This window comes from Actinoplanes rectilineatus (assembly GCF_000962825.1).
Classification (GTDB): Bacteria; Actinomycetota; Actinomycetes; order Mycobacteriales; family Micromonosporaceae; genus Actinoplanes; species Actinoplanes rectilineatus.
In genome coordinates this window covers 154,674-167,123 of sequence record NZ_JZKF01000002.1, presented here as the reverse complement: position 1 = coordinate 167,123, position 12,450 = coordinate 154,674, and the positions used below count along the sequence as shown (strand labels likewise).

5 protein-coding genes are annotated in these 12,450 nt (G+C 74.8%); all 5 read right to left on the bottom strand.

What is annotated here, in order from left to right; translation table 11 throughout:
• Positions 1–3 precede the first annotated feature (3 nt).
• On the bottom strand, positions 4–3,099 hold the full coding sequence (locus WH85_RS49850; protein WP_045739871.1) for a non-ribosomal peptide synthetase: 3,096 nt from the start codon (positions 3,097–3,099) through the stop codon (positions 4–6).
• Positions 3,096–9,302 (bottom strand): non-ribosomal peptide synthetase, encoded by a 6,207-nt coding sequence (locus WH85_RS46595; protein ID WP_157410689.1) that lies wholly within the window; start codon positions 9,300–9,302, stop codon positions 3,096–3,098. Before WH85_RS46595 ends, WH85_RS49850 begins: the two co-directional genes overlap by 4 nt.
• A 30-nt stretch (positions 9,303–9,332) precedes the next feature.
• Complete coding sequence (locus tag WH85_RS01960) at positions 9,333–10,352, bottom strand: Dyp-type peroxidase (protein WP_045739870.1); 1,020 nt, start codon at positions 10,350–10,352, stop codon at positions 9,333–9,335.
• Positions 10,349–12,091 (bottom strand): hypothetical protein, encoded by a 1,743-nt coding sequence (locus WH85_RS01955; protein WP_157410688.1) that lies wholly within the window; start codon positions 12,089–12,091, stop codon positions 10,349–10,351. The genes WH85_RS01960 and WH85_RS01955 overlap by 4 nt, the downstream gene beginning before the upstream one ends.
• Positions 12,092–12,182: 91 nt before the next feature.
• Positions 12,183–12,392: an MbtH family protein gene (locus WH85_RS01950; protein WP_045739971.1), complete on the bottom strand. Its 210-nt coding sequence runs from the start codon at positions 12,390–12,392 to the stop codon at positions 12,183–12,185.
• Positions 12,393–12,450: the final 58 nt, after the last annotated feature.

The following is a 12,450-nucleotide window of genomic DNA, read 5'->3' as shown; positions in this document are numbered from 1 at the left end:
AGGTCACAGGTCGTCGCCGAGTTCGGCGATCTCGCCGGCGTCCAGGGCGACGAGCGCGAAGGCGGCGGTGCGGTGCGGTGCGGCCGGCGGTTCCGGGGCCGCGGCGATCGCGGCGAGCCCGGCCGGTGTCGGATGCTGGAACACCTCACGGGCGCCGATGTCGATCCCGTCCCGGCGGGCCCGCGCGGCGAGGCGCATCGAGGTGATCGAGTCGCCTCCGAGCGTGAAGAAGCTGTCGTCGGCGCCGACCCGGTCCAGGCCGAGCACCTCGGCGAACAGGTCGCAGAGCACCCGTTCCCGGTCGGTCCGCGGCGCCCGGCCGGACGTCCGCCCGCCGAAGTCGGGGCTGGGCAGGGCGGCCCGGTCCACCTTGCCGTTCGCGGTCACCGGCAGGGCGTCCAGCACCACCACCGCGGCCGGCACCATGTAGTCCGGCAGCACCGCGGCGACCTGCTCGCGCAGCCGGTCCGCGGAGGCCGGGTCGGCCGCCACCACGTACCCGATCAGGCGGCCGTCGCGGGCCAGCACCACCGCCTCGCCGACGCCGGGCTGATCGGCGAGCACCCGCGCGATCTCGCCCGGCTCCACCCGGTAGCCACGGATCTTGACCTGGTCGTCGGCGCGCCCGGCGAACACCAGCTCGCCCTCGCCGGTCCGGTACGCCACGTCGCCGGTCCGGTACATCCGGGCGCCCGGCACGAACGGATCGGCGACGAACCGCTCGCTGGTCAGGCCGGGGTTGCCCAGGTAGCCGCGGGCCAGCCCGGCCCCGGCGATGTAGAGGTCACCGGGGACGCCCGGAGGCAGCGGGCGCAGGAAGACGTCCAGCACGTACAGGCGGCGGCCGGGCAGCGGACGGCCGATCGGCAGCACCGCGTCCACCCGGTCGCCGGGCCCGAACGTCTTCCACGTCGCGCACAGGGTGGTCTCGGTCGGCCCGTACGTGTGCCAGACCCGCAGGTCCGGACAGGCCCGGCGGACCCGCTCGACCGCGGCGGGCGGCACCACGTCACCGCCGGCCGACACGTCGCGCAGACCGGCGAAGGACTCCGGCGCCTCCTGGGCCAGCGCCCGGAACTGCCCGGCGGTGAAGTTGACGGCGGTGAGGCCGGCGGACACGTGCGCGGCGAGACGGGCCGCGTCGACCACCCCCGGCTCGGCGATCAGCACACGGGCGCCGGACACGAGCGGCACCCAGATGTCGTACAGCGACGCGTCGAAGGTGTGCGGGGCGTGCATCAGCACCGTGTCCCCGGGGCCCACCTCCCAGACCGGGTCGCCGGCCAGCGCGGCCACGCCCCCGTGCGGTATGGCGGCGCCCTTCGGGGTCCCCGTCGACCCGGAGGTGTACATCACGTACGCCAGGTCGTCCGCACCGACCTCGACCGGCGCGTCCTGGCCGGGACCGGCGGCGGCCTCGGCCACGTCGATCAGGGGGAGCCCTGAGCCTGCGGCGACACCGGGCCGGGTCAGCACCGCGACGGCACCCGCGTCGGTCAGCATGAACGCCATCCGGTCCGCCGGGTATCCCGGGTCGACCGGCACGAACACCGCACCGGCCCGCCACACGCCGAGCCAGGCGGCGATCACCTCGGGGGACCGCTCCAGCATCACCGCGACCCGGTCGCCGCGGCGGACGCCCCGGTCGGTCAGTGCCCGGGCCAGCCGGCCGGACCAGTCGTCGAGGTCGGCGTACGTCCAGGTCCGGTCCCCGGCCGTGATCGCCGGCGCGGCCGGCGTCGCGGCGGCCCAGTGGCGGACCAGGCCGATCGCCGAGGGCGCGCCGACGGCCGGGGCGCCGGGCTCGAACGGTGCGGCCCCGGCCACGTCCAGGCGGCCCACCGGGGTGCCCGGCGCGGCGATGATCAGCTCCAGGGCCCGGGTCAGGCCGTGCAGGGCCGTCTCGGCGATCCGCGCGTCGAGGGATTCCGGGTGGTACTGGACCTCGGTCTGCAGGCTCTCGCCCGGCATCACGCCCAGGGTGAGCGCGTACGGCGACGCCTGCCGCACCTCCCGCAGGCTCAGGCGCAGGTCGCCCGGGGTGGCGGGCTGGTCGACGTAGTTCTCGAACACCACGATCGTGTCGAAGCCGGCGTCGCCGAGTCTGCGGATCTCCGGCAGTCCGAGGTGCTGGTGGGGCAGCAGGGCGGACTGCCGCTCCTGGAGATCGGTCAGCATCGCCAGGACGGTGGTGGCGCCGTCCAGGCGGACCCGGACCGGCACCGTGTTGATCAGCAGGCCGGTGAGCCGCTCCACGCCGGGTAGCTCGGCCGGGCGGCCGGAGACCGTCGCGCCGAAGAGCACGTCGGTCCGCCGGGTCAGCCGGGCCAGCACCAGCGCCCAGGCGCCCTGCACCAGGGTGTTCAGCGTCAGCCCGTGCCGCCGGGCGAACCCGGTGAGCGCCGCGGTGAACTCCGGCGCGTGCCGGGTCACCAGCGACGACGGCAGTCCCGGGCGCTCGGTGGGGCCGAGGGTCACGCCCTCGACGCCGGCCAGCTCGGCCCGCCAGGCCACCCGGGCCGCGTCCCGGTCCTGCCGGCCCAGCCAGGCCAGGTAGTCACGGTACGAGCCGGCCGGCGCCAGCCCCGCGACACTGCCGCCGGCCCGGTAGATCGCCAGGAGCTCGGCCTCCAGGATGGCCCGCGACCAGCCGTCCATCAGCAGGTGGTGGCTGGTGGTCACCAGGTAGTGCCGCTCCGGGCCGAGCCGGGCCAGCGTCAGCCGCAGCAGCGGGGGCCGGGCCAGGTCGAACCGCCGGGAACGGTCCCTCGCGGCGAGCGCCGTCACCTCGTCCGGGCCGGCGACGTCGCACACGGTCCAGGAGAGCTCCACCGACCGCGGGATGAGCTGGACGGTCTCGCCGGACCGGCGCCGGTGGAAGCACGCCCGCAGCGCCGTGTGCCGGTCGAGGAGCGCCTGCCAGGACCGCCGGAACAGCGCGACGTCCAGCGGCCCGTCGATGAGCTGCGTCTGCTGGATGAGGTAGAGGTCCGGCGCCTGGTCGTCGGCCGAGGCCTGGTAGAGCATCCCCTCCTGCATCGGGGACAGCGGCCAGACCTCGGCGAGCGCCGACGCCGGTGACGTCGTCGAAGTGGTCACTGATGGCCTCCACTGAGTCGAGCGGCGATCGCCTCGAAGCCCTCGATCTCGTCCTGGTCCAGGTCGAGGAGATCGAAATCGGACGCGGTATGTCCCCCCGCGGTCGGATCATCTGCCTGACCGGCCAGAGCGGACAACGTGTCCAACCAACCGCCGCCCACCCGCTCGGCATCGGCGCTGGTCAGTCGCCCGTCCGCCCAGCTCAGCGTCAGTCGCAGCCGGGGCCCGCCGGGCCCGTCCTCGACCACCGCGTCGGCGTCCAGCACGTGCGGCAGGCCCAGGTCCGGTCCCATCGCGCCGCCCACCGACCCGCCCGGCGCGATCCGGCCCATGTAGTTGAAGCCGATCCGCGGCGACGGCAGCGCGGCCAGCACCGGCCCGGTCTCCGGGTTGAGGTGGCGCAGCAGCCCGTAGCCGAGGCCGTCGCCGGGCACCGCGCGGGACTGTTCCTTGACCCGTTTGAGCAGCTGCCCGGGTGTCGTGACACCGGTCGGGTCCAGGCGTACCGGGTGCACACTGGTGAACCAGCCGACCGTGCGGGACAGGTCCAGACCGTCGACCGGTTCCCGGCCGTGCCGCTCCACGTCGATCAGCACGGCACCGCCCCGCCCGCCGGTCACCGCACCGGCCAGCCCGGCCAGCAGCACCTCGTGCACCCCGCAGAAGTACGCCGCCGGGACCCGGGTGACCAGCGCCCGGGCCGCGTCGCCGGAGAGTTCCCAGGAGCGGGTGCGCACGCCGCCCGGCGGGGCCGTGAGGTCGCCGATCGCACGGTCGTCCCCCGGCCCGACCAGCACGCGCCAGGCCTCGAGCTCGCCGGCCCGTGCCGGGGAGAGCGCCTGCTGACGGGACAGCTCCGCCCAGCGGCGGAACGACACCGGCACCGGGTCCAGGGCCGTCCCCGCCCAGGCGGCCCGCAGGTCGGCCGCGAGGATCCGCCAGGAGACCCCGTCCACCACCAGGTGGTGGGCCACCAGGGCCAGCCGTCCGGGCCGGTCCGGGCCGGGGTCCACCAGCACCGCCCGCAGCACCGGTCCGGTGGACGGATCCAGCCGTGCGGACTCCTCCGCCGCGCACCGGTGGGCCACCTCGTCCACGTCCCCGTCCGCCGCGACGCGGCGAAGCGGGACCGATCCGCTCGCGCCGACGGTCAGCCGCCCGGACTCCACCCGGGCCCGCAGCATCGCGTGGGTCTCCACCAGTGCGGTCAGCCCCCGGGTCAGGGTCTGCTCATCCATCCCGGCGGGCACCTCCACCACCACCCACTGGGTGAAGCCGGCCGACAGCACCCCGTCGCCGAGCAGCCGCATCACCGGGGTCCGGGGCACCTCGCCGACGCCGTCTTCCGGCGCGGCGCCGTCCGGGTCCGGCCGCTGCGCGCGCGACGCCACCCGGGCCAGCCGTTCCGGCGTCCGCTCCGCGAAGACGTCTCGGGTGGCGAAGGTCAGGCCGGCGCCCCGGGCCCGCGACACCAGGAGCATCGAGGTGATCGAGTCGCCGCCCACCGCGAAGAAGTCGTCGTCGGCGCCGGCCCGCTCCAGGCCCAGGACCTCGGCGAACAGGTCGCACAGCACCCGCTCACCGGCGGTGCGCGGTTCCCGGCCGGTCGCCCCGGCGACGAATCCGGGATCCGGCAGCGCGCCCCGGTCGATCTTCCCGTTCGGCGTCACGGGCAGCGCGTCCAGCGCGATCACCGCGGCCGGCACCAGATGCCCGGGCAACTTCAAGATCATTTCCTGGTGTACGCCGTCCGCGTCGACGCCGGCCGGAGTGACGTACGCCAGCAGCCGATCGGCCCGTACCGTCACCACGGCCTGCGCGACACCCGGATGAGCCGCCAGCGCCGCCTCCACCTCACCGGGCTCCACCCGGAACCCGCGGACCTTCACCTGGTCGTCGGCCCGCCCGGCGAACACCAGCTCACCCTCGCCGGTCCGGTACGCCAGATCGCCGGTCCGGTACATCCGCCCGCCCGGGACGTCCGGGTCGGCCACGAACCGGACCGCGGTCAGCGCCGCCCGCCCGAGGTAGCCGCGGGCCAGCCCGATCCCGGACACGTACAGCTCACCGGTGATCCCCGGCGGCACCGGCCGCAGGAACGCGTCCAGCACGTGGCACCGGCCCCGGGTGATCGGCGTCCCGATCGGCACCACCGTCCGGCCCGGGGTGAGCGGCGCGCTCATCGCCGCACACACCGTCGCCTCGGTCGGCCCGTACGCGTTGATCAGCCGGAACCGCCGCGCCCACCGCTCGGCCAGACCGGGCGGACACGCCTCGCCGGCCACCACCACGGTCCGCAGCGACGCCGGCAGGGTGCCGGCGGTGGCCAGCACCGACGGCGGCACCGTCACGTGGGTGATCGCCCACCGGTCCAGCGCCTCGGCCAGCGACACCCGTGGCGGCAGGTCCTCCTCCGGCGCCAGCACCAGCCGCGCCCCGGACAGCAGCGCCATCAGCACCTCGGACACCATCGCGTCGAAGCCCAGCGCCGCGAACTGCAGGACCCGGGCGTCCGGCGTGACGGCGAACCGGTCGATCTGCGCGGCGGCCAGGTTCCCCAGACCGGCGTGCGCGACGACGACGCCCTTCGGCGTGCCGGTCGACCCGGACGTGTAGATCACGTAGGCCGCGTCGTCCGGGAGCACCCGTGGCAGCCGGGTCTCCCCCGCCGGGCCGGTCCCGTCGACGGCCGGCAACCGGCCCTCCCCCGCCGGGCCGGTCCCCTCGACGGCCGGCAACCGATCCTGCTCCGCCGGGCCGGTTTCGTCGACGGCCAGCAGCCGGTCCGCGAACCCGGCCGGCGCCACGGCCCGGGTCGCCGCCGCGCACAGCACCAGCGCGGGGTCCGCGTCGGCCAGGATCAGACCGATCCGCTCGGCCGGGTACGCCGGATCCACCGGCACGAAGGCGGCGCCGGCCAGCGCGGCCCCGAGCATCCCGGCCACCCACCAGGACGACCGCCCGACCAGCAGGCCGACCCGGTCGCCCGGCCGGACGCCCCGGGCGGTCAGCCGGCCGGCCAGGCCCACCGACCGCGCCCACAGCTGCGCATAGGTCCACTCACCGTCGCCGTCCGCCACGGCCACCGCGTCCGGGCGGGCCCGCACCACCCGTTCCACCAGCGCGGGCAACGTCTCCGCCGGGCCGGCCACCGGCGGCTCGGCCGTCAGGGGTGCCCCCGTGCCGATCCGGCCGACCGGCCGGGACGGGTCCCCGGCCACCGTGGTCAGCACCCGGACGAACGACTCCAGCACCGACTCGGCGACCGTCTCGTCGATCCGCCCCTGCCAGTAGGCGAGCTGCATCCGGATCCGGCCGCCCGGGATGATGCCGAGCGTCAGCGGGTAGTGGGTGCCCTCGACCGTGCCCAGGTAGGTGAACCGGCCATCGAAGTCCCGCGAGTAGTTCTCGAACACCAGCAGCGTCGCGAACGTCGCGCCCGCCCCGGCCGCCTTCTGGATCTCCGGCAGCCCGAGGTGCTGATGCGGCATCAGGGCGACCTGCCGCCGCTGCAGGCCGGCGAGCAGTTCGGCGAACGGGCGACCGGCGTCCAGCGTGACCCGGACCGGCACCGTGTTCATCATCAGGCCGGGCATCGACTCCACACCCGGCAGCTCCGCCGGGCGGCTGGCCACCGTGGTGCCGAAGACCACGTCGGTACGCCGGACCAGCCGGGCCAGCACCGTCGCCCACGCGCCCTGCGCCACCGTGTTCAGCGTCAGGCCGTAGGCGCGGGCCGTCGCCGCCAGCCGGGCGGAGAGTTCCTCGTCCAGGTACGCGACGCGGAAGCCGTACCCGGTCCCGGTCTCCGACCGGGTGATCGTCGCCGGCTCGTCCAGACCGGCCAGTTCGGCCCGCCAGGCCGCCCGCGCCGCCTCCCGGTCCCGCCGGGCCAGCCAGGCCAGATAGTCCCGGTACGAGGCGACCGTGCCGGCCGGCTCCGGGAGCGATCCGCCGTTGTCGTACGCCGCGGCCACCTCGTTGAGGACGATCGACACCGACCAGCCGTCGCTCAGGATGTGGTGGTGGACGACCAGCATGCGGTGCCGTCCGTCGCCGTACCGGATCAGCACCAGCCGCAACAGCGGCGGCGACGCCAGGTCGAAGCGCCGTTCCTGCTCCTGCCGGGCCAGGTCCCGGACCGCGGTGTCGACGTCGGCGGCGCCGGCCGCCGTCACCTCCCGCCAGGGCACGGCGGCGTGCCGGGCGGCGGCCTGCACCGCGGTCCCCGACGCCAGCCGGTGGAACCCCATCCGCAGTTCGGGATGCCGGGCGACGACCGCGTCCCAGGAGGCCCGCAGCCGGGCCGGGTCGAGCGGCCCGTTCAGCTCCAGGATCCACTGCCCCTGGTAGATGTCGAGGCCCTCGTCGTGCAGGGTGGTCTGGAAGAGCAGTCCGGCCTGCAGCGGCGCCAGCGGCCAGACGTGCTCGGCGTCCGGCGCGACGATCGCCAGTTCGGCCTCGTCCGCCGCGGTCAGGGTGATCAGCGGACGGTCGTCGTCACCGTCCGGCACGGCGCGGGCTGCCGCCGCCAGCAGCGCCGGGGTGCTCGCCGTGAAGATCTCGGCATAGGTCATCGACAGGCCGGCCCGGGCGGCCCGGGCGGCCAGCCGCATCGCGGTGATCGAGTCGCCGCCCAGGGCGAAGAAGTTCGCGTCGGCGCCGACCCGGTCCAGGCCGAGGACGTCGGCGAACAGGTCGCACCACAGGCGCTCGGCCGCGTTCTCGGGCGCCCGGCCACCGTCGTCCGCCGCGGCGGGGGCCGGCAGCGCCGCCCGGTCCACCTTGCCGTTGCCGGTCAACGGCAGCGCGTCCAGGGCGACCAGCACGGCCGGGACCATGTACTCCGGCAGCACCACGCCCAGACGCTCCCGGATCAGGGCCGGATCCGCGCCGGTCACCACGTACCCGATCAGGCTGCCCTCGCGCGCCACCACCACGGCCTCGGTCACCTCCGGCTGCGCGATCAGCGCCGCCTCGACCTCACCCGGCTCGATCCGGAAGCCACGGATCTTCACCTGGTCGTCGGCCCGCCCGGCGAACAGCAACTCCCCGGCGGCGGACCACTGGGCGAGGTCGCCGGTGCGGTACATCCGCTGCCCGGGCGCGGACGGATCGGCCACGAACCGTTCCGCTGTCAGGTCCGGCCGGCCCAGGTAGCCGTCCGCCAGGCCGGCGCCGGACAGGTACAGGTCGCCGATCACGCCCGGCGCCACCGGCCGCAGCGCCGCGTCGAGCACGTACGCCCGGCGCCCCGGCAACGGACGGCCGATCGGCAGCACCGGCCCCAGGTCGTCGCCCGGTGCGATCAGGTGCCAGGTGGCGCACAGGGTGGTCTCGGTCGGCCCGTACAGGTGCCGGATGCGCACCGCGGGACAGGCCGCACGGACCTTCGCCACGGCGTGGACCGGCACCACGTCGCCACCGGTCAGCACCTCCCGGAGCCCGGCGAACGACTCCGGCGACTCCTCGGCCACCGCGCGGAAGCTGCCCGCGGTCAGGTGCGCCCGGGTCACGCCGGACTCGCGCAGCCGCTGGGCGTCCACCGGCCCCGGGGCGGCGATCACCACCCGGGCGCCGGAGACCAGCGGCACCCAGAGCTCCCAGAGTGAGGCGTCGAAGGCGTACGGGGCGTGCAGGAGCACCGCGTCACCGGGTTCCACCGCCCAGCCGGGGTTCCCGACCAGCTCCGCCACGCTGCGGTGCGGGACCGCCACGCCCTTCGGGGTCCCGGTCGAGCCGGAGGTGTACATGACGTACGCCGTGTCGCCCGGACCGGCCGTGGTCGCCGGCGCGACGCCGTCGCCCTCCTCGCCGATCACCACCGGGGTGATCCCGTCCGGCGTCCGGTCCCGTCCGGCGGCCGAGCAGACCAGCCAGCGTGCGCCCGCATCGGCGGTCATGAACCCCACCCGCCGGGCCGGCTGGGCGGCGTCCACCGGCACGTACGCCGCCCCCGCCTTCCAGATCCCGAGCAGTGCCACCACCAGGTCGGCCGAGCGGTCCATCAGCACCGCGACACGGTCGCCGCGCCGGACGCCCCGAGCCGCCAGGTGCCCGGCCAGGCGTCCGGCGCGCTCGTCCAGTCGCCGGTAGGTCAGCGTCCGGCCGCCGTCGGTCACCGCCACCGCGCCGGGTGTCCGGGCCGCCTGCCGGGCGATCAGATCGGGCGTCGTCGGAGCGGTCTGTGTTGCGGAGTCCATCGTTCCCCTTCACCTGCGTCCGGTGCACGGTCAGCCGGCCAGCATGGTCTGGCCCGGGAAGTCACCGCCGGCGGGCAGCACGAAGTAGTAGCCGCCGCCGAACGGCCGGAGGAACCGTTCCAGCGCCTCGCCGGCCAGCCGGCGCTGCACGGTGGTGAAGCCGAGTTCCACGTCCCGCTGGAAACACACGAAGATCTGGCCGGCGTCCGTCCCGGCCAGCCGGTACGCGTGGCCCCGGCGCAGGATCGGGCGTTCCCTGCCGGTGTGCGGGTAGGCGCGGCGGATGTGCGCGTCGAGCGGGATGATCGCGCCGTCCGGGTCGGCCGCGAACTCCACCACGTCGTCCACCGCGTCCCGGCCCAGGGGGACGCCGGAGTCCTTGTGCCGTCCGATCACCCGTTCCTGGCTCCGGGCCGGCTGCGCGTCCCAGGCCGCCCGGTCCAGCCGGATCAGCCGGACCACCTGGTAGGTGCCGCCCACGCACCAGGCCGGTTCGTCGTCGCCGGGCTGGACCCAGACGCACCGGTCCATCACCGCGGGGTCGGTGGTGTCCGGGTTCCCGGCGCCCTCGGTGAAGCCGAACGGGTTGCGCTCCCGGTGGGTTCCGGCCAGCCGCCAGCGCGGCTTCAGACCGGGACGGGGTACGGCCAGCGCGGCGCTGATCCGGTCCCGGGTGTCCGCGCCGATCTGCACCAGCAGGTCGCCGTGACACCAGCGGGGGTCGGGGGCGTCGCCGCGGAACGACGGCATCGGGGTCAGCCGGCGGGGGCGTTCGATCCCGTACCGGCCGTCGAACAGGGACGCACCCGCGGCGACGGTCACCGTCGTGCCGGTGGCCGGTGAGCTCAGCGCCTCCAGCGCCGCGGCGAGGCCGGCCCGGTCCGGGGCGGTCACGTCGAACGCCACGTACTCGGTCTCGGGGTGCGGCGCGGTGACGACGCCCGGTTGCCGCCGCACGGCGACGGGTTCGGACGTCCCGGCCGGCTCGACGGTGCTGCACCCGGCGAGCCCGGCGACGCCGATCAGGACGGTACGACGATCGACGGTCATTGCTTGCCGAGGACGTAGAGCTCACCGTTGTTCTGGGCGTAGATCCGGCCGCGGGGGTCCAGCGTCACCGGGGTGTACGCCGAGGCGATCGTCTTGGACAGGAACACCTTCTCCAGCTGGCGGCCCCGCTTGTCGACGACGTAGAAGTGGCCGTCCGAGGAGAGCCCGTAGACGGTGCCGTCCCTGTCGACGGCCGGCGCGCTGATGCACCATTCGAAGCCGTTCGGGTGCCGTCCCTCATCGACGCAGCTCACCGTGTCGTCCGGGAGCCGCTCGCAGTTGCGGGTCTCGGTGCTGGTGTGCGACCACTCCTTGTCGAGGTTCGCGTCGAGCCGGGTGATGTTGTGCGGGCCCTCGCCGTAGTTGAGGTCCTTGACGTACATCGAGTACGTGCCGTCGTGGCGGTACACCGCCGGGGTGATGTCCCAGCCGTAGTCGAAGTCGGCCACCGGGCGGCCGGCCCGGTCGAACTTGAGCAGGTGGCCGCGGGAGCCGTTGTAGAAGTTCCGGGTGCCGTAGACGACGCCGCCGTCCGGCAGGACCACCGGGGAGGCCGTACTGCCGTCGTCCACCCCACCGGCCGGCTGCAGATTCGTGTACGGGTCGACGCCGAGCGCCGAGCCGGGCCGGCAGTCGAACGGTTCGGTGCCGTACGGGACGAGCACGCCGCAGCCGTCGTTGAGGATGCCCCGCAGCGAGGTGGCCCACTTCAGGGTGAGGTCGTTCCGGAGCGCGACCACGTACCCGTAGTTCCGTCCGCCGGAGCGGTTGTGCGCCCGGGTGATCGTGTAGATGGTGCCGTCCGGGCCGACAGCCGGGGAGACGCTGATCGCGGCCCGCTGGGAGAGGCAGGGCGACTGGCGGGGCAGGGTCGGCGTGCCGTCGGGTTGCGGCGCCGGCGGGAACGGCAGGTCGTCGCCGTCGAACTCCTCGTAGCAGAGATCGGTGGCCCGGGGCGCGCCGGGGATGAGCGTGCGGTAGTCGACAGTGCCGACGGTCCGGTCCGGGGTGACCCGCACCAGCCAGCTGTGCACGTCGTCCAGGCCGCCGGCCGGCTCGCTCCGCAGGACGTTGTAGTACAGGGTGCCGCGGTCGTCGAGGGTGAGCCCACCGGCGGTGAACGCCGCGGGGTCGACGGTCCGGCCGAACGGGTTGATCCGCTGGACCAGCCGGCCGCTGTCCTTGGCGAGTTGCAGGACGGTCCCGCCGGCGCCGGGCACGTAGAGGTGGTCCTCGCTCATCGCGGACTGGAACAGGCTCTCCTTGCCGACGATCCGGCTGGGCTTCCAGTCCGAGGTGTACGACCAGGTGGGCACCAGCTCGCCCTGCTTCCAGCGCAGCGCCTGCACCGACCAGGTCTGGCGTTCCAGGTTGCCGGGGTCCTGCCCGCAGGGCGCCGGCGTGCCCGAGCCGGGCGAGTCGCAGCTGACGTAGGCACCGCCTTTGCGGAGCACGAAGACGTTGCCGTCGCCGTCGGCCAGCGGTGTGGGCAGGTGCACCGGGATGTAGCCCCCGAACTGGGACTCGCCGGCCTCCTGTTCCGCGAAGGGGTCGACCACCAGGCGCGCGAGCAGCTGCAGATCGCGCTGGCCGGGGGCACACGACTGCCCGGTGTGCGCGGCGTTCTGCCCCCACTGGGTCCAGTCACAGTCGGGCCGTTTTCCGGCGGCCGACACCGGCGAGGTCACCGACAGCACCATGGCCGCGACGACCCCGAAACGCACGATTCGACTACTCATCGACTCAGGCTACCGATATGCATTGATGTCCAACGATATGAATAGCCCCTTCCGGATTCCCGGAAGGGGCTTGGAGAAGCAGCGGGACGGGTCAGCCGGCCAGCTCCGCGATCAGGCTCTTCGGTCGCAGGTCGGTCCAGTTCTCCTCGACGTACGCCAGGCACTCCGGACGGGTCGCCGCACCGTGCACCCGGGTCCAGCCGGCCGGCGTCTCGGCGAACGCCGGCCACAGCGAATGCTGACCCTCGTCGTTGACGAGTACGAGGAAGGACCCGTTCTCGTCGTCGAAAGGATTGGTCATCGTCGCGTCCTCCCACTCGGCGCCGCTCGGCGTCGGCGGCATCGCCATCATGCGGAAC